Genomic DNA, 18,952 nt, shown 5'->3' on the forward strand with positions numbered 1-18,952 from the left:
GAGCAGTCTTATGAATCAAGCGCGCACTACCGGCCAAATGAAGCTTCGCAACAACCAAGGTGGTTTCACCCTGGTGGAAATGCTGATCGCCGCAGTGCTGCTGGCTCTCGCCATTGCCGGCATCTACAAGGGCGTGGCCGACTACTTGGCCAATGACCGTGCGAATCGGGAGTTGAAGGAATTGCCTGCAGTCATCGCGGCAATCCAGCAGAAGTTCGCACAACGACAGAGCTACGCTGGAGCCACGACTGCGGGCCTGGTCAACCTCGGTGTGTTTCCGGAGTCCTGGGTCATCGGGAACACCGTACAGAACCGTTGGGGCGGAACTGTCACCGTTGCCACCACGACACTTGTGTCGGCGAACGATGGTCTGACGCTGACCTTCACGCAAGTTCCGAGAGCCGAATGTACTGACGTCGTCCCTGGAATGGAGCAAAGCGTACGTGCCGTCACGGTGGGCGGAACTCCGGTCAAGGCGAACAACGCCCAGACCGACATCATGCTAGTCGGCAATGCCTGCGCTGCAGGCGGTGCCTCAAATACCATCGTGTACACCATCGGCAAGGCGTAAGCCGGGCGCGTGATTGATCAGGAGAGCGGACGGTGATGAACGGCCATATTCCCATCGATGACATGCTTTGGCTGGAAGCTTCCAGCTTTCGCGACTGGCATGTTGACCTCGACGACATCGACAAGACCGTGGTGTTTCGTCCTCAGCGGGATGGTGAGGCAACGGCGCAGTCGATGCCGTCCAGGGTTCCCCAGGCGATGCTTCCTGTGTGCCACGCTATCGCGCAAGTTCTCAGGGAGGCGGTCGGCGACAGTGCCGTCAAAAGTCTGTCCTTTCCTGTCGGCCCGCTCTTCTTCCGCGGAGAGCGCATTCGGCCAGGTCGGTATGCACTTCGGCTGTCACCGAAGGTCGTGCAGAATCTTGGTGAGCTGAAGCTGGGGGTTGAGGCTTCGCAGCTTCTTCTGGACGAGAGCTTCCGCAAGGGCGGCCTGATTCTTGTTGCCGGAGACACAGGTTCGGGAAAGACGACGACAGCTTATGCAACGGTCAAGGAACGCTTGACCCGATACGGAGGCTATTGCCTGACCGTTGAAAGCCCTGTTGAAAAGGAACTGGAGGGCTTTCATGGTGAGGGCTACTGCGAACAGGTAGACGCCACCAACACGGGTTTCAAATCCGAGGTCGCCAGTGCGATGCGCAAGTTTCCAGCTGAAACCCGCTCGATGTTCTTCTTCGGCGAAGTGCTCGATGAAGAGGCCGCGGCGGAGTTGGCTCGGCTGATTGGGCGCGGCCATCTGGTCATCACGACCATCCATTCGGCAACAATGGAACAGGCCATCGAGATGCTGATCGCGTTTGCCGAGCGCGGTGGGGAAACGTATGCACGCAGCCTCATTGGTCAGAACTTGCGCGCTGTGGTCCATCAGAAGCTCGAGAACCAGCGTGCCATGGTGCGATGCCTGCGTGTCACGCAGGAGGTGGCGAACATCATCTCGGATTCCTCGGCGGATCTGAAAACGCTCGCGACCGCAATCGATCAGCAGCGCCGGCAGGCAAGCACTCAACTGCTTGGGCGGGCCGCGTTCCAGTCCCAGATGCGCCCGTAAGGCAACACCATGCTACGCGAAAGATTGCACCGTCGCTCGCCATCGCGAAACGGCCAAGGTGGATTCACCATCGTCGAAATGCTGATCGCGTCGACGTTGCTTGCTATCGGCCTGTCCGCAGGCTTGTGGGCAGCTCGCCAAGAGGCGCTCGCCGATGCCTTCAAGGCGCAAGGTGAAACGCTGAAGGCCATCGGTAATGCGGGAGGAAACGAGTACATCCTGCGCTACTACAACGAGCTGCAGAAAGCCGCGCCGAGCATCCCCGGCGTAGCTGACCCTTATCGACCCACGATGGCCGAGTTGAAGGCACTTGGCCTCCCACTCCAGAACTTCGCTGACACGGGCTGGACCAGCCTGCCTTATCGCTTCCGCTTCCAGCGTGTGCCGGCGGGTTGCACTCCTCCAGCTTGCGACGTGAACGGACTCGTCTACCTGGCCGGCCCGTTGACGGATCCGGCGACTGGAGGTGTATACGGACGGGGGCTTGGTGAGGCAATATCAGCGATTGGCGGCGATGGCGGCTTCTCCGACGAGTTCAGCCCTGCAACGATCTCTGGCTTCGGAGGACAGTGGAGCCAGCCTAATCCGATGGGATCTCAGATCGGCACCCTTGCGATGCAGGTTGGTTACGCGACTCTAGGCTGGCAACAGTTCCTGCGTCGGGATGGCTCCCTGCCAATGACCGGCACACTCAACATGCGAGATGCCGCGGGAACGCGGCACAGTATCGCGAACGTCAACGCGCTCGACGCCCAGTCCGCCACCCTTCCTGGGGCTAGCAATGCCAACAGCTTGCGCGTGGGCAACACCTACTTCTATGGCGACGGATTGAACTCGGCAGTTCGTACACCGGCTGGCGGAGGTTTTCATGTCCAGGACGTGAACGGGAATGCGGCTGATATCAAATCGTCGCGAGACATCTACACCCGCGACGTGTACGCCAATACCACACAGGCGAACGAAAGTTATGTGAACGGGTGGTTCCGCGCCCGAAACGACTCGGGGCTGTATTGGGAGAAATGGGGGGGCGGTTGGTACATGGGCGATGGAAGCTGGATTCGCGCCCTAAACGGCAAGGGAATATGGACTTCCGGCGCAATGCAGGCCGATGGAAGCGTAACCTCTGGCTACATTTCATCATGGGGCCGGGTCCGCTCAGGGGAGTACATGCAGATCGACGGCATCGCGAATGAAAACTGGGGCTGTGCCCCCAACGGGCTAATCGGTCGGGATGGGCCGGGAGCACTTCTCAGCTGCCAGGACGGCATCTGGAAGAAGCTGGGCGGCGGCGAGCCACCAGCTGGCTCACTTTGCGGGGTTCAGTGGAATACGGGGAGACCCACCGTCGCATGCATGGGTATTAGCTGGGTCACCGGGCCTATGGCATGTCCGGGTGGGTGGGGAAGGACCGAGGTGTTGGTCGAGGGCGGCAACCGTATGCACATGTGCGTCAAGTATTAACGCCGTAGTCTGGAAGCAGGGGAGCCGCTCGGGAAGGTGGGACCGGGCGGCTCTTTTGCTTCTGGCGCGGGCGAGCGCCTTGCCAACGACACTGGGCTGGCGCGCCGGCGCAATGCAACGAACTCCTGAGCCGCTGTTGGCAAGACGCCGCATCCGTCCGGACGCGGTCGAATTTTTTTTCTTGCACGGTGGGAACGGTTTTCTAGGCCTGGCGGTGGAAGCGCTGGAAATCCGTTGCAAGGTAGGAAAGTCGGCATTTGGCCAACGACAAAAATGGCTTGCCGCCCTGATTCGGGTACGTATCATATGTACGATACGCAACCAATTCGAGCAGCACCATGCATCCGAAAGCGACGGCATTCGCTGTCCTTGCACAACATCCGCAGTGGAATGTCATCGCCGGCCGGTTCCCTGAATGGGCGGCGGAGGTTGAGCGCCTGCATGGTCCTGACTCCCTTCTTCAAGCTGCAGTTCTCGCCAGTCACTTTCCCCATGACGAAGTCGCGCTTCTCGCGAAGGAGCTGAACGGCATCCCGCATCACGGCCGCTCAGGCCGCCAAATCTGCGCCGAGAAGCTCCTGCTTGCAGTTCCTGCGCAGCTGAACCGCAGCGGCGAGGCTCGATGGAGAGAGGCGGAAAAGGAAAATGCACTTAACCGCCTCGACATTATCCCGATGTCGGACCTGGCGCTGCAGGCAGGACAAGAGTCGCGGAGGCAGTTGCTACGCCCCGGAAACAGCGTGATTGGACAGCTGCCCGATGGTGCCCTGGCCATAATCACGCGGACGGACCTGCAGGGGTATGAACTGGCGGTGCAACTGCACGTAGACGCAGTGATCGCGAAGTCGTTTGGATGCGAGGTTACTCGCCTGTTCGCAGCTGGCTCGCACGGCGCCCTCTCAGAGGTAAAGCTCAGTCCCCACATGCTTGCCGAGATTGACCGCGTACAGGATCACTACTGGCATGCCCACATCGCGGTCGATCAGCTACCAGAGACGGCGGGGGAGGGACTGCAGGCGTTGGCAGACCGCGCTGCGTTCCTCAAGCTGCTTGGTGACGCGGCATACGCTGAATTCAAGGCTATCGAGCCGGCGCTTCGATCCCAGCTTGCCGAGAAGCGCTTGCGCAGCGCCAGTCTGCAGCTGCGCGCCCTGACCGTCGAAGCATCAGATTCGGGCGATCTGCGTTTCCTGATTACCCGCAGCCCGCAAATCTCCAGCCTTCGAGAAGCCCTGCGACGCGACGTCGCCCAGATGCTCGATACCCACTTGTCGTTCGTCACGTCCATCTGCGACGTGCCTGCGGAAAAGCTACTTCCGGCAACGGAAATCACCCGAAAGCCCGCTCGCAAGCCGGCTTCTCTTTAACTCGCAAACAGGAGCAGGAAATGTCCATTCTCAACTCGTTTCAAGAGCAGACCGGTGCTCGGCGTCAGCTGCCGCCGACCGAGAACTTCTCCATGGAAGTGCAGGGCTACAAGCGGGACCCCAAGGGCGAGCCGTTCATCACCGGCGTCCGTCAGGACACGGGCGAGGAGGTGTGCGTGTATCTGCGTCCCTACACCGGCAAGACTCCCCTCAAGGCGCCGCGGGCCGAAATCAAGGACTTCTACGCCAAGCCCGGCGAGATCTCCAGTGTCATCGACAGCCTGCCGAACGACGAAGTCCGCAAGAGCGTCATGAAGGGCTACAAGGCGAAGACCGAGCCGGGCGGCACGATCATCGTGCAACGCGCATTCACCGATGCCGAAGGGATGGTGCAGGCAGGCTGGCTGGTGTCGGCATCGAAGTATGCCGGCCACACGGTGGTGCACCCGTCGGTCATGGCCCGGGTCGATCCCGTGATCTACCGTGACAACGCTCCGGCATCGGCTACGGTCACCGTCATCAACCCCGCGATGGCGCAGCTCGTCAAGTCTGCGGAGCAACTGGAAGCTGCAGTCATGTCGGCCTTCGGCGGCAATGGCAACGACGTGGGCGGTCGCAATGGCGTGCTGATCCGACTGAGCGACGGGCAGGTCAGCAAGGCAGTGGAAATGCTCGTGCCCCGTGTCAAGAGCAAGGACACCGACGAGTATTCGGATATGCCGGTTGACCAGGCCGTTGCTCGCTTCCTGCAGTCCTCGACTGGTAAGCAGATCTCGGCCCTGGTGGCCAACCCGGCTCTGCAAGTCGAGGTCATGCCTCTGGCATCGCTGGCGATGGGTAGTCAAACCAAAGCCGGCTATGAGCAGAACGGCGGCAAACTCGACGTTGTCAACCGCGCCTATCGGCTGGACCGCCAAGATCAGGGCGAAACGGGCTTTGCCGAGTCCTATCTCGTGCTGCACCGCCTGCCGAACGGTGCCAAAGTCTTCACTATGGCTGAACCGCTGTCGAACAAGCCGCAGCTCTTTCATGCGCGCGACGTCGCTACGGCGAACTTTGCCGGGCATAGCGTCACCGCGGAGGCACGTGATCTGAGCGAAGGCACTCGTCAGGAGGCCGGTTTCGAGGAGGACGAGGAATTCGAGCTGCAGGACGTCATGCTGCAGACGGCAGCGCCCGCCCACACCGCGCCGCGCATGCGCATGTAAAGGCCGAATCTAGGCTCGGGGCCGCCCGCGGGGCGGCCCTTTTTTCTGGACCACTCCCGCTTTTCCGAAACATGTCCAACTCCACGACAATGCGTTGGCTCGATTTGTCCGCGCACAACGCGCGCCTCGCGCTATATCAGGCGGACGACCGTACCACCCACCTTATCGTTGCAGGTGTTGCTCCAGGCTCGCAGCAGTGGCTGGGCCTCGAGGCGCTCGGGTTCGTCGCATCTGCCTCCGGCAAGACGATGATCCGCGAGGGCGCAGACCTGAACAGCCGTGTACTGCGACAGATCTTCCCGCGGGCTGCAATCGCGGAGATGGACGTGTCGCGGGTGTGGATCAAGGCGAGGGCACAGACGACCTCGAAAAGGCCATCAGCACGCGGCGATGAGCCGGAGCAGGGCGCCGACGTGGAAGTCCGTCAACTCGGTGTCAATCATGCCGGCCACCCGGTCTTCGAAGACCAGTCAGGCCGGTTCTATCGCTATCAGGGTGCACAAGTCTATGAAGACCGCGCCTTTGTAGCAGCTGGCGCGAGCGCCAATGATCGCAGCGCGCGCGCGGCGGAGTGGCTCCGTGCAGATGACGAGGTAGGCCTGCATTTTTGTGCGGAGGGCTTCGTTCGTTGGATGCTCGACGGTCGGAATATGCGCCAAGCCGATCTGCGGCAGTTTGCGCAGGCCGTGTTTGGCGCCGAAACGCCGCTATCCGCATCGGATACTCGCCTGCGCCAGGCGCAGGAAGCAATCGAAGCAGCGATGCAACGCGAACTGACGCGCGCCGCGGACTCGCCGACCGATGAGGCCTTCAGATATGCCGTGGCGCTGACAGACAAACAGCCGGTATTTGCCTTCCGCACGTCTACCAGTGTCGAGAATCAGCAGTACTCGACGCCCTTACCGATGTCGGTCGCGGCGCAACGAATCCTCGCTCCCGTTGGCGGCCAAACGATCCTCGAGCCGACCATTGGTAATGCGAGCCTGGTCGCACTCGTTCCGCGTGATGTGGCGGTTACCGGTATCGAGATTGACCCCAGACGGGCAGAACAAACGCGTTTCGGCAGCGAGGTGACCGGTAAGCCAATAACGGTTATCGAGGGGGATTTCGTGGGGATAGGCCGGCGCGGCGGCAAGGACTACGACGGAGTGATCGCGAACCCTCCCTTCGGTGGCCTGCAGCAGTCGGTCGTAATCGATGGTCTGCGCTGTACGCGGATCGACCACCTCATCGTCATCAAGGCGCTGCAGCGCCGCAAAGCGAATGGACGCGGGGTATTTCTCATAGCCGCTGACCGCGAGAGCCTTGTGCACCCGGGGAAGGTCGCTGGCGGCAGCAAGGCGTTCTTCGCGTGGCTGGCGGACCATTACGAGGTGGAGGATGTCGTCGAGTTGAACGGTGCGCTGTATCGAAAGCAGGGATCGGAGTACCCGGTTCGCATGGTTACGGTCGGGCGGCGGCGCACCGAGGTAGAGGCCGCGGCGGCGCTGAAGACCAAAGAATTCCGCATTGGAGACACGCTTCCCGTCATCCATACATGGGAGGCACTCTGGTCGCATGCAAAGGGGCTGTCCGCTCGCCTGTCCGAGCGGGCCACTATCGGAGCTGAAAACGTCGCCACCGGATCCGTCACCGACGCGGATCCGCGGGTAGGAGAGATCGACGTCGAGCAGGTCGAAGCAGAAGCGCTCCCTGCACAGATCATGGATCTTACGGCCGACGATGGTACGGAGCCCGATGAGGCTGGCGGCCGAGAACGGCCGGCGAAGGAGGAGAACGAGTACCAGGCCCCGTACGTTCCGGCGTCCCTCATTAGTGAACCGACCGCGATGACGCCGCGAAATCTGCTCGAACCCGTCCGAAAAGCACTCGCAAGACTGACCGACGAGATCGGGGAGAGCGTAGACAGCTATGTCGCCGGAAAGCTGGATTTCACACCAGAAGATCTGGAGATTGCATTCACTGCCGAGCAAGTAGACGCCATCGCGCTCGCGATCAAGCGAATCGAGGAAGGGCGCGGCTTCATCCTCGGCGACCAGACCGGGCAAGGCAAGGGGCGGGTACTTGCGGGAATCGCACGCTATGCAGCGCTCAATGGCAAGGCCGTTACCTTCTGCACAGAGAAAGCGAATCTGTTCTCAGACTTCTGGCGCGACCTGAAAGACATCGGGACAGAAGATCTGTTTCGCCCAGTGATCCTGAATGCGGACGAACACATCCGCAATATGGATACCAACAAGGTTGAAATTAAGGCGACGAAGGCAGGCGAGCTGCAGCGCATCATGGACGCGAAGCTGTCCGTACGTGATGCTGGGTACAACATCATGTTCGCCACCTACTCCCAGTTCAACCGGGAGGCGACGAAGAGCAAGAAGGCCGACTGGATCGCAGATGGCGTCAAGGGCAGCGTCATGATCTTGGACGAGTCCCATGTTGCGGCTGGCGATTCCAACATTTCAGACAACATCGCGCGTGCCGCTGAGTATTGCGATGCTGCGATCTACTCGAGCGCTACTTACGCCAAGGGCGCCAAGAACATGCGGGCATACCGCAAGGTATTCCCGGAGAGCGTTCAGGTCGAGAGCCTCGCGGATACTCTGGCCGTCGGCGGCGAGCCTCTGCAAGAGGTGCTGTCTGCCATGTTGGCAGAAGAGGGCGTGTTCATTCGGCGCGAGCACGACCTGTCTAAGCTGGAATTCCGGACGGTTGTCGCCAGCAAGAATGCCGCCGACTATGAATCGTGGGCGGATTCGCTAAGCGCGGCGTTGCGTGAAATGGCTTACTTCTCCGGCGATGTGACACGGGTCACCCAGCGCATGAACAAGGCGATCAAAAAGGAGCTGGAGAAACTGCCGGAGGCGGCACGAAAGGGCAACCGGATGGGCGTGTCTTACCAAAGCTTTGGCTCACGCCTCTACAACATCCTCCGGCAGTTTAGCCTCGCCATCAAGGTTGACGATGCGGCGGAAGCCGCGGCGAACGCGCTACGCGAGGGCCGCAAGCCGGTCTTGGTCGTCGAGCAGACGTTCGAGGCCCTGTTGAAGGAAGCGCTTGCGAAGAATGATCAGGATGACCCTTACGATATGGAGGCCGGTAAGGTTGGAGCCTCCGGTGAAGGGACCAGTATTGACCGCGTGACGTTCCGGGACGTGATGCGCAGGGTAGCAGCCAAGCTCGAGTACATCTACGTGCGCGACGACTATGGCGTAGGTCACTACGAGCATGTGTTGCAGCAGGCGGAGACCGACGAAGAGCGCGAGGCCATCGAGGGGATGATTGCGTCGATGCGCGCGCGCATCGAAGACCTGCCGGATCTGCCCGTGTCGCCCTTGGATACGGTTCGGGAACGAATCCAGGCGCTCGGGTACTCGGCCGGCGAGATTTCTGGGCGCAGCTTCGAGACGCGCGTGGACCCCACTGATCGCAACAAGATGATTGTCAGCGTACGTCCGGATGAGCGCCTGCGCACGATTCAGGAGTTCAACAACGGCACCAAAGACGCGGTCGCGATCACGCGAGCGGGAGCGACAGGCCTCTCGCTCCATGCCAGCGAAAAATTTTCTGACCAACGGCAGCGTGAACTGATCGAGTTGCAAATCGCGAACAACGTTGCCGAGCGCGTTCAGTTCTTTGGGCGAGTGAACCGCCGTGGCCAGGTTTGCGAGCCAATGATTACAACGCTGGTCTCGCCGCTTCCCTCGGAAGCGCGCACGCTCGCGATGCAAAACGCAAAGCTTCGCAAGCTGTCGGCGAATACCCAGTCGAACCGCAACAACCAGGCTGAGATGCGGGACGTGCCTGACATCTTGAACAAGGTCGGCAACGAGATCTGCAAGCGATACCTGATGGAGAATCCGGACATCGCTGCGCTGCTCGACATTGATCCCGAGGACGAGACGCCGAGCGACGACGAGGCGTACTTCGCGAACAAATTGACGGGTCGGATCGCGCTCTTGCCGGTGGCGAAGCAGCGGCAGGCCTATGCGGATCTCTCGCGGGGTTATGCTGAAACGCTTCAAGAAATGGCGGCGAAGGGAATCAACCCTTTCCAAACTTCCGTCTACGACTGGCGCGCACGCATTGTCGAGAAGACAGTTTTCCGCCCCGGGAAAGAGTCAGGCTCGGTATTCGACCGACCGACGTATTGCGCTCGGGTCGAGTGGGAAGAGGAAGTCATCCCGCTCAGTTCAGACGTCATGCGCGCCGCTGTAGCCAGGAGCCGACAGTATCTGGTTGAGAGCGACGGTCGCTTTGAGCTGAAGGAGAACCAGTATGCCGTAACCGAGGCGCATCGATGGATGCTCTCCCCGGACAAGCTCATGGCGGACGTCGAAGCTGCGTTCGATCAGGTGCAAAAGAGGGCCATACGGTCAATGCCCGATTTTGAGTCGATTCAGGCCGCCCTCCAGGCGGATTCAGCCAATCCAATCAAATTCTCCCAGAAGAGGCGAGATTGGATGCGAGACAACCTGCGACACGTGATGCCGGGCAAGCTAATTCGGTTCACAGGCGAGGAGGACGAGGCGCGCGATGGCATGGTCATGCACTTCGATCCGCCCGAGGAGAAGGAAGCCGCGCATCTGCTCGGCCAATACAACGTGAAGGTAGTGGTGCCGGGCTCCGCCACGGCCACCACGCTGACGCTGAACCAACTTTTCGGCGACCCACTGTACGCACCGCTGGCGCAACTCGTCCCCGGCCAAAACGATCCATTTCCGGCATTCGATGAGGCGAAGCCCGGACGCATTCTATTCAGCCGGTATGTGCTGATGGGCAACATGTTCGCCGCGGCACAGTTCGCGGCGCAAAACCGCTTTGGCAACGCCGGCATCTTTGTGGACGACAAGGGCGAGCGCCATCGTGCCGTCATCATGTACGGACGCGTTACACGAGAAGACCTCGAAAGTCAGCCCGTTGCGCTCTCCAAGAGCCAGGCCGCAGCGCTTGTGGAGCGCGCCAGCGCGGAGGGCGTGAACGTGGCGCTCGTCGGAGATCCCGCATTGGAGCCGAAGAATGGGGTGCAGCTGGTCTTCAATGGAAGGAATCCGGAGCGCTTCCAGCTGGTAGCGCCCGGGACGAAAACAGCAGGGGGAAGCATCTACACCAATCCGGCGCTTACCTCGCTAACTGGTGACTTCGGCGGAAATAGGACCTGGATGGCCGTCGAGGTTCCCCTCCACAAGCTGGAGCCAGTGATCGAAGCGCTGACCGGTCCATGCGGACAGGCCTTGTATGTCGCCGCTGGAAAGGCGAAGCGACTCTTGCCGCAACTCGCAACCGACGAAGTGTGGGGCGGCGAGGAAGCCGAAGCCGCGCCATCAAAGCATAGGATGGCTGCATGAGGTTGCGTACTATAGCAACACTACGGAACAATGTCGGTATCACACAGGGGAGTTTCCGATGAATTGGAACGAGACCGCCGAATCGTCGAATGCTGACGACCTGCCGCGAGGAGGCCTCCGGCAGGATGTCGCCAGCGCTGGTAGCACGAACCCGCTTGACCAACTCGAAGGCGGGCAGCTCGAAGCACTGTCCCGATTCCGAGACGGAGCCGGTCGGAGATGGAAGTCCAGACTCCTTGCGGGATGGATACGTGCCGCGTATCCGGGGCATCTGCAGGCGATTCGTAACCAGCTGGGGCCTGAGTGGTTGGCGACCGTGAAGGATGACCATTTCCGCCTATTGGAGATGCGGGTGGATGCAGAGCGGGACCACCAAAAGGACAGGGCGTACACGCCGGGTCCGCGGATGTAACGGAGGGGGTGACCATGAGGATTACCGAGACCTACAAGAGTGTCGCGGCCCTAGCGGGGATCCCGCTCGCAGAAGTGGGTACGCACGCGCAGACCTGGCTGGGTCCTGGCGTTATTGCTCAGATGCGCCTCACGAACGAGGCGCCCGAAATGAGTTGGTCGATCTATGAAGACGCTGCAGACGGGGCCATCTTCCAAGGAGTTGCGCGCGTGGATGCAGAGGCCGAAGAGGTGGTGTTTCGCGATGAGGATGTGCACACCAACTTTCTGGAGTTCTGCGAGGCAGTTCAGCTGCTCTCTGTCAAGCAAGGATGACTGCAATGCGAGTCTATCTGACCGAGAAACCGGACGTGGCCAAGCATGTTGCCGAGTTCTTCGGCTATGAACGGCGCGAGTCCGGAGCGTACTGGCTCAAGAACGGGGATGCCGTGACTTGGATGATCGGCGACATGTTCGACCAGGGTAAGCCAGAGGACTATATGAGCGAGTCCCAGAAAGGGCTACGGGGATTCGCTCAGTTACCTATCCTGCCGGCCACCTTCAAGGACTTCCCTGACGCGGAGAAGCGGGATCAACTGCGACACGTAGTTGCCCTGTTGAAGAGAGCCGACGTAGTGGTCAACGCGGGCGATATCGACCGGCAGGGCCAATACATCGCGGACAAGACGATGCGCTATGCCGGGGTCGACCCGAGCGGAGCAGGCAAGCCGGTGGAGCGAGTTTTGATCAAGGCGCTGAACCATGCGTCGCTGGCTGGCGCATTCGCGCAGAGCGCTGTTCGGAACAATGGCGAGAGTCAGTTCGTTCTGCAGCGCCAGGCAGGGGACTGCCGCGCCAAAGCGGATTGGCTCGTTGGGATGAATGGCTCGCGCGCAGTTCGTGCGGCCGTCAATGCGAGGCTGAAAAAGCCACTTTCCGTTGGTCGCGTCCAGACTCCTACGCTGGCATTGGTCGTGCGCAGGGAGATGGAGATCCGCAACTTCAAGCCGGTGGCCTATTTCGTGCCAGAAATTGCCTTGCCAGACGGGCGCGTGCTCGCCTGGTCCAGCCGAAAGGAGGGTGGCGACATGCGTGGTATCGACGGTGAAGGCCGCATCATCGATAGGGCGGTGGCCGAGGCCATCGTCAATGCCATTCAGGCTGGCCTGGATGGCATCGTCAGTCGTTACGACTGCGATGAAAAGGAGCAGGCACCGCCTTTGCCATTCAATCTGGCGAAGCTTCAGTCGGAGATGTCGGCCAGGCACGGCATGTCGGCAAAGGAGACCTCTGCCGCCACGCAAGCGCTCTACCAGAATCACAAGATGGTGTCCTACGTGGGCACCGACTGCCAGTACCTGCCCGAATCCATGCATGCCGAAGCCACGGGCGTGTTGAAGGGCATCTCGCAGATATACACAAAGCTGGCCAGTGGCAGTAGCCCGAGCATCAAGTACGCATGTTGGAACGATGCAAAGGTGTCCGCTCACCACGCGATCATCCCGACAGGAGAGATCGCCTCCGGCCTATCGAAGATGGAGCAACAGGTGTTCGACGCTGTCGCACGGCGCTACATGGCTCAGTTCTATCCAAAGCACAAGTTCATCGACAACAAGCTGGAGGCAGAGTACGGAGCAGACGTTTTTGTCTCGTCGTGGAAGCAAACCACGGTGCAAGGATGGAAGGCCGTTGACGAGCCGCATGATGAAGACGCGAAGGCAGAAGGCTTGCCCGGGGACCGCGAAACTTTGCGCATGCGTCCCTTTTAAAGGGCAGGGCCGACTCATGGGTCAGCAGATCGAAATTGTTTCGCTCCATCGCGGGAGCCATCACGGTCAGGACGACTACTCGCTGGTGGCGCGAGCAGGCGATGTGCAATTGGGTCATCTCGATTACTCCTGTTTTCAGGGCGTTCCGAGGATCGCTTTCATCGAAGTGGCTTCGGCACATCGAAGGCGCGGGATTGCTACGGCGCTGGCACAAGCACTCCATGCCGAACATCCAGGGCAAGAGATCGAGTTCGGCCTGCTCACCGAAGACGGAGCCGCTTGGAGACGTTCCCTCCCTATGGTTTCGATTCCGGACCGCAATGTCGCCGAAGCGAAGCAGGAGCTGGAGCTTGCACGGCATGAGCGCGCGGCGCTGCTGGACAGGATCGCTGGCGGCGAGCGCGCGGATCTGGATCGAATCAACTTACTGCACGACCGCATCGATGAGATCGAGCAGGAAGTCGCTGGTAAGAGCGCAGTCAAGCAACTCATTGCAATTGGAGAGGACAGGTCGAACATGGACAACAAGGCTACCGTGACAAGCAGCAATATGCAGCAGACAGGGGCAATTGAGGCTGAGCATTGTGCAAAGGTGTTCGTCGCCAGATGGGATGCCAGTTTCGAACGGGCAGGCGAGCGGGTGCAGCTCGAGCAGGATTTCAATGCGCAGGCGGGCTACTCGGAGGACGACATTGAAGGCATCCGGACCTTGAAAGTCGGCGAGTCCTGGAAGTGCCCAGACTATGGGCGGGCCCATACCGTAACGCGCCTTCCTGATGGAAGGATCCCGGAGAACAGGTCGGAAGACAATCGGAAGCACCGTTCTTCCGTTACCCCGGAGGATGTGGAGTCGGCTCTGGCGCGTTTCCGCACCGGGGACCTCGGGCGGGCGGCTGAGCTGCCCCGAATGAAGCCCTGAACGCAAACTATCGCTGGCACAGCGCGCCATCAAAGGAACCGGTTCCGGGAGGGCGCGGATGACTCCCAGCTGCCGTACATTCAAAGGCGGCGGCTTCTCGCATGTGACGGGGCGAAAAGATGACAACGAGTACCAAGGACATTATTGGCCCAAGCGACGCGGAACCGGAACGCCAGTTCTCTGACGCTACGCCTCTTCCCAGGGATGCCGCGCTCGCAAGGTGGGCGCATCTCAAAGACGCCGCCATCAATGATCGGTTCGGCAATCAAGAGCAAAGGATTGTTGGCTTGATCAAAGGTGGAGTGACAAAGTCCCAGCTCATCCAGTTCTGGCGGGAGACGAAACACCTAAGTTGGCCTGGCAGCTACGGCCAGTCGCCGTGGGAAACGGCATCGGATGTCGGTGCCGCGCTGGATGCAGCCCTGAGAGGTGAGGCCCTCAGCGCCTATAACCGCGGCATAATTTATGTCGTTGAGCGCACAATTTCGGCGCTGGTAGCTGGTGAGGCCAATCGCCAGGCTGCTGCGCCGCGGCAAAAAACGATGAAAATGTAGGGCTGGACACACGCTGCGGCGATGTCCCAGCGTGCCCTGCGTGATGGGCCTATAATGGAATCCATAGGCGACATGGAGAGTGAAATGGCTTCGAAACTGACCCGCTACATCATGAGCGAACGCTTCCAAGGCGTTGTTGGCCACGGTGTCGACAAGGCAGTTGCGAGGACGCGTGCAGCCGGCTTGACGCCCGCTGGCGATCCGAACATCAAGCCAAGCACTCGTCCTGCGACTACGGTAATCGTTGAAGGTCCCACCCCAGCGAAACCGAGGCGCAAGACTCTGCGAGTTGCATGACGGACACCGAAAATAAGAACGAATCCACAGTAATCTGCTTCGCCGGGCCAAACGGTTCCGGCAAGAGCACGGCGATCATCGAGGTTATTGAGGACTACGGACTACCTCCCGAGGCATACATCAATGCCGACGATATCGCCAAGTCGCTTGAAGGCAAGATATCCGACTATCGCGAACGGAACATCAAGGCCGCGGAAATTGCCGAACAGCGCCGCCTGGCCGCGCTAGCTTCTGGCAAAGATTTCGCCTTCGAAACGGTCATGTCGACGCCGGAGAAGGTCGCGCTCCTTTCGCAGGCTAAGGCCAAGGGCTATGAAGTCGCACTTATCTTCGTGTCTACGAATGACCCGGAGATAAACGTTGCGCGTGTTGCCAACCGCGTTGCGCTGGGCGGCCATGCCGTGGATCCGGAGGCAGTCAGGGACCGGTACCGGCGAGCCCACGATCTGTTGGCCTGCGCGGTCGAGCATGCAGACGCCGCCCTTGTTCACGATAATTCTGCGACCAACGCTCAGCATGTTGTTGTAGCTCGGAAGTTCGAGGGGGAGGTCCAGTTCTTTTCGTATGCGGAGCGAGATACGTCATGGGCCACGGAAGCATTGGAACGGCCATGGCGCGAGCGTGTCGCCTCGCGTTCGGAACTTCTTTCGGTGATGGTGGAGCGGGCCGCCGAGCGGGGGGAAGATCCGCCTGATGAGCCGAAGCAGGCGGAAGCATTTAATGGGGCGGATTACATGGGATTGATCCTCGCCCATACGGCGCACCACGTCCTGCAGCTCAGCGCAAAAGGAGAATACATTCTGCACGACCGGCAGCTGCTCGCAACTGACGTCATCAAGAATGGTGCTTGGCAGTGCCTGCAATATCGGTACGCCAAAGGCAAGATCGACCGCACCGGACTGCTCGCCGCCGCAGTTCCTGAAGAGAAAGGTAGCCCTCGGCCGAAGTTGTAGCGCGCGGCGCGCCTCTCCTCGATGGGCCTGCCGCTCAAGCAGGCGCCATCCGAAGCCCGGGACGCTCAGGTCCTCACCAGCTGGCCCGCCTGGGTCCAAAGCTGCGTGAAGCCTGGCACCCAACCCGGCACGTCATCGATACCTCCGCCTGCTCCATGGGCCATCTCCCACTGCGACACAGCAGGGCTCACGCCAAACAATGCCCCCGCATTTGCACGGATGGCTCCGGTGCCGTCGACGACGGTGTAGTGGTGCTGCAGCGCTGGATGGCCCCTATTGCCGTCGATGTCCTCTATCGAAAGAACCGACACCAGCAGCGAGTGCTCCCCGGAGCATTCGGAGTGGCCACACCGAAACGAGACAAAGAAATCTGGAAGCCAGTCTCCCACTGAAGCCGGGTTCGCATGCCAATTCCATCCGGCTAGATCAAAGAAGGCAGCCCAGCGGGCAAGTAGCTTTGTTCTGAACTCCATTCCCTTGTAGTAGCTCGCCATATCAGCCTATGTGGATATGCATTGATTGAGAGTCCCGTCTGCCGGCCGGTACGGAGCGCTAGTCGCGCCAGGCCGATATTCTATGCCGATGCGTGGCCCGAGCGCTCGCCGCGGCCTTAACGTAGTGGTTTGAAACGCCGGCAGCTTGTAGTATCGCAATGGCCGAAAAGGATGGCCGCTTTGCATCGACTTTCGAGGCAAATTTCAAAGGAAATTTAGCATGCCCACATACAAGGAACTGCTCGCCGAAAAGCAAGCATTGGAAGCAAGACTCAACGAGGCCCGCGAGAATGAGATAGGTGCCGTGATCGAGAAAATCCGCGCCTTGATGGACGACTATGGGCTCACGGTCGATGATCTGGCGCCGCGGCGGGGCCGAGGCCGTCCGCGTGGTGTAGGCGGGGCAAGAACGGCCGTTCCGGCGAAATACATGGATCCGAAGACGGGGAAGACGTGGTCTGGCCGGGGTCGTGCTCCCAGCTGGCTTGGGAAGCGGCCGGAAAGGTTCCTGATCAAAGTCTGATCGGGCTGACGGCCGCAATGACCGTGACAGACGTTGGCAGGTCCCCAGCAAGGGAGCCGGCGGCGACCTACATTCGGACCCGTGGAGCGGCAGATGTCCCGGCCACCGCAGGGCTTTCATCGAACAGGATCGACGCCCACGCCGGATCTGTGTCGGCGAAATGCCGGAGCTTCTCGCGCGGCTGGCTGAACAAAGCAGCAAACGTCCTGCACTGATCGGCGTCGTCTTTCCCTGGTTTCGATATCGCCGCGACGGGGCCGCCACCACATTTCTGCCAGGTTTGCGGCATCGCGACCGCGGCAAAGAACTGCTCGGCGCGCGTCAGTTCGCGCCGCAACGCCACCTCCAATAGCTGGACAGCGTCAGCGTCCACGATGGGCTGTGCCCAAGGCGACGGCATCGCAATCGGCCGTTCGGATACCAGGACTCGGGGCGTCACGTCGAACGTCACCCCGAGATGCAGACGGCGCCGTTCTCCTCCGCTGTCCACCTGGATCATGATCAGGTCTCCGCGCTGAAGGAAGAGCACCTGTTCTCGAGAGCTTTGCACCACGGGCTCGTGTTCGAGACGTTGTCCGTGCGGGATCCCGCTAGTGCGAGCAGTCGACAGGACCGCTTCGTCGGAGGTGAGCATGACTGGCAACGTGTTCTCCAGAGCGGCTCGCGGAGCCTTTCCGGTGCGAGTCTGCACGATTCGCATTGCACCAACGTATTTGTCGACTGGCGTGGTGAATCGCCCCGGTTTTCGCGGAGGCTGTTTGGTTAAAGTAAAACGGCCTCGTCGGCGGTTTTGCCGAGTTGGTTGTAGTAGTTTGCCTCAGCCTCGGCGGGCGGGATATAGCCGATGGATGAGTGCAGGCGCTTATGGTTGAACCAAGCGACCCATTCCAGTGTTGCCAGTTCGACGGATTCCCTGGTTTTCCAAGGCGCGCGGCGATGGATCAGCTCGGCCTTGTACAAGCCATTGATCGTCTCGGCCAAGGCGTTGTCGTAACTGTCGCCACGGCTGCCGACCGACGGCTCGATGCCGGCTTCGGCCAGGCGTTCGCTATAGCGGATGCTGACGTACTGCGATCCCCTATCGGAGTGGTGGGTCAGAGAACCGTCGTTGCCAGGCTGGCGAGCGTATAGGGCCTGCTCCAGCGCATCGAGCACGAAGTCCGTCGTCATGGATTTGCTCACGCGCCAGCCGACGATGCGCCTGGCGTAGACGTCGACGACGAAGGCCACGTACAGCCAACCCTGCCATGTCGAGACGTAGGTGAAGTCCGAGACCCAGAGCTGATTGGGACGGTCGGCCCGGAACTGCCGGTTGACGCGATCCACCGGGCGACTGGCGGCGTCGTCAGCGATGGTCGTTCGCAGCCGCTTGCCGCGCCGCACACCTTGCAGTCCCTGGGCGCGCATCAATCGCTCGACCGTGCAGCGGGCAACCGTCACGCCCTCGCGGTTCAGTTGCCGCCAGACCTTGTCGGCGCCGTAGACGCGATGGTTCTCCTGCCACACTCGCTGGACTTGCGGCATGAGCCGTTCATCACGACGCGCACGGTCGCTGCGCCGTGACGGATCACGCAGCCGTGCGGCATGGCGCCGATAGGCCGACGAGGCAACCTGCAACACCTTGCAGATCGGCTCGACCCCGTAAACCTCCCGGTGCCGGTCGATGTAGGTGTTTACGACTTCAGCTTGCGGTCGAGCTCCGCCTGCGCGAAAAAAGCGCTGGCAGTGCGCAGGATGTCGTTGGCGCGGCGCAGCTCTCGGTTCTCCCGCTCCAACTCCTTGATGCGTTCTCGCTCGCTGGTGGTGACGCCTTCGCGCTGTCCGCTGTCGACTTCGTGGCGCTTGACCCAGGTCAGCAGCGTCTGCGCCGAGCAGCCGATCTTGGGCGCGATGGACTCGACCGCCACCCACAGCGACGGGTACTCGCCGCGCGACTCCTGCACCAGGCGCACGGCGCGCTCGCGCACTTCCGGGGAAAACTTGTTTGCGTTGTTCTTGCTCATGGCTCGCATTCTCTCAAGAGTGAGAGCCTCCGCAAAACCCGGGGCGATTCAGTTC

The 18,952-nt window shown here is 60.7% G+C and carries 15 protein-coding genes and 1 other annotated feature; of the genes, 12 read left to right on the forward strand and 3 right to left on the reverse strand.

Going from position 1 to position 18,952, the window contains the following annotated elements; translation table 11 throughout:
• The first annotated feature begins 10 nt into the window (after positions 1 to 10).
• From A2G96_RS13180 to A2G96_RS13240, 11 genes are all read left to right on the forward strand, one after another.
• Complete coding sequence (locus A2G96_RS13180; RefSeq protein WP_062799864.1) at positions 11 to 571, forward strand: type 4 pilus major pilin; 561 nt, start codon at positions 11 to 13, stop codon at positions 569 to 571.
• A gap of 35 nt (positions 572 to 606) precedes the next feature.
• On the forward strand, positions 607 to 1,617 hold the full coding sequence (locus A2G96_RS13185) for an ATPase, T2SS/T4P/T4SS family (protein WP_062799871.1): 1,011 nt from the start codon (positions 607 to 609) through the stop codon (positions 1,615 to 1,617).
• 9 nt (positions 1,618 to 1,626) lie between these two features.
• On the forward strand, positions 1,627 to 3,078 hold the full coding sequence (gene pilV, locus A2G96_RS13190) for a shufflon system plasmid conjugative transfer pilus tip adhesin PilV (RefSeq protein WP_082818958.1): 1,452 nt from the start codon (positions 1,627 to 1,629) through the stop codon (positions 3,076 to 3,078).
• A 338-nt stretch (positions 3,079 to 3,416) separates the two neighbouring features.
• On the forward strand, positions 3,417 to 4,445 hold the full coding sequence (locus tag A2G96_RS13200) for a hypothetical protein (protein ID WP_150124145.1): 1,029 nt from the start codon (positions 3,417 to 3,419) through the stop codon (positions 4,443 to 4,445).
• A gap of 20 nt (positions 4,446 to 4,465) precedes the next feature.
• A complete protein-coding gene (locus A2G96_RS13205; RefSeq protein ID WP_062799880.1) occupies positions 4,466 to 5,653 on the forward strand; it encodes a hypothetical protein in 1,188 nt (395 codons plus the stop codon).
• A 71-nt stretch (positions 5,654 to 5,724) separates the two neighbouring features.
• On the forward strand, positions 5,725 to 10,995 hold the full coding sequence (locus A2G96_RS13210; protein WP_082818959.1) for a strawberry notch C-terminal domain-containing protein: 5,271 nt from the start codon (positions 5,725 to 5,727) through the stop codon (positions 10,993 to 10,995).
• A 426-nt stretch (positions 10,996 to 11,421) separates the two neighbouring features.
• Positions 11,422 to 11,721: a hypothetical protein gene (locus A2G96_RS13220; RefSeq protein ID WP_062799886.1), complete on the forward strand. Its 300-nt coding sequence runs from the start codon at positions 11,422 to 11,424 to the stop codon at positions 11,719 to 11,721.
• Positions 11,722 to 11,726: 5 nt separating this feature from the next.
• Positions 11,727 to 13,154, forward strand: a complete 1,428-nt coding sequence (locus A2G96_RS13225) for a DNA topoisomerase (RefSeq protein ID WP_062799888.1) — start codon at positions 11,727 to 11,729, stop codon at positions 13,152 to 13,154.
• A gap of 16 nt (positions 13,155 to 13,170) precedes the next feature.
• Positions 13,171 to 14,073 carry a GNAT family N-acetyltransferase gene (locus A2G96_RS13230; protein ID WP_150124146.1) on the forward strand — a complete coding sequence of 301 codons (903 nt, stop codon included), beginning with the start codon at positions 13,171 to 13,173 and terminating at the stop codon, positions 14,071 to 14,073.
• Between the two features lie 119 nt (positions 14,074 to 14,192).
• Complete coding sequence (locus A2G96_RS13235; RefSeq protein WP_062799892.1) at positions 14,193 to 14,627, forward strand: hypothetical protein; 435 nt, start codon at positions 14,193 to 14,195, stop codon at positions 14,625 to 14,627.
• Between the two features lie 293 nt (positions 14,628 to 14,920).
• On the forward strand, positions 14,921 to 15,877 hold the full coding sequence (locus tag A2G96_RS13240; RefSeq protein ID WP_062799894.1) for an ATPase: 957 nt from the start codon (positions 14,921 to 14,923) through the stop codon (positions 15,875 to 15,877).
• A 65-nt stretch (positions 15,878 to 15,942) separates the two neighbouring features.
• On the opposite strand, the gene A2G96_RS13245 is transcribed toward A2G96_RS13240, so the two are convergent.
• Positions 15,943 to 16,371, reverse strand: coding sequence for a hypothetical protein (locus A2G96_RS13245; protein WP_062799896.1), 429 nt, complete (start codon positions 16,369 to 16,371; stop codon positions 15,943 to 15,945).
• 220 nt (positions 16,372 to 16,591) lie between these two features.
• On the opposite strand from A2G96_RS13245, the gene A2G96_RS13250 reads away from it, so the two are divergent.
• Positions 16,592 to 16,894, forward strand: a complete 303-nt coding sequence (locus tag A2G96_RS13250) for an H-NS histone family protein (protein WP_062799898.1) — start codon at positions 16,592 to 16,594, stop codon at positions 16,892 to 16,894.
• Between the two features lie 67 nt (positions 16,895 to 16,961).
• Here the strand turns inward: A2G96_RS13250 and A2G96_RS13255 are convergent, their stop codons facing one another.
• Both A2G96_RS13255 and A2G96_RS13260 read right to left on the reverse strand, forming a co-directional pair.
• On the reverse strand, positions 16,962 to 17,528 hold the full coding sequence (locus tag A2G96_RS13255; RefSeq protein WP_062799899.1) for a P-loop NTPase family protein: 567 nt from the start codon (positions 17,526 to 17,528) through the stop codon (positions 16,962 to 16,964).
• 128 nt (positions 17,529 to 17,656) lie between these two features.
• Positions 17,657 to 18,906, reverse strand: a protein-coding gene (locus A2G96_RS13260; RefSeq protein WP_085960508.1) for an IS3-like element ISRme15 family transposase whose coding sequence is annotated in 2 segments (ribosomal slippage) — positions 17,657 to 18,612 and positions 18,612 to 18,906 — 1,251 coding nt in all. Because the reading frame shifts where the segments join, the coding sequence is not laid out codon by codon here.
• Positions 18,497 to 18,613 (reverse strand) — a sequence feature (AL1L pseudoknot). It overlaps the preceding gene by 117 nt.
• Positions 18,907 to 18,952 lie beyond the last annotated feature (46 nt).

The sequence above is a fragment of the Cupriavidus nantongensis genome (genome assembly GCF_001598055.1).
GTDB lineage: Bacteria > Pseudomonadota > Gammaproteobacteria > Burkholderiales > Burkholderiaceae > Cupriavidus > Cupriavidus nantongensis.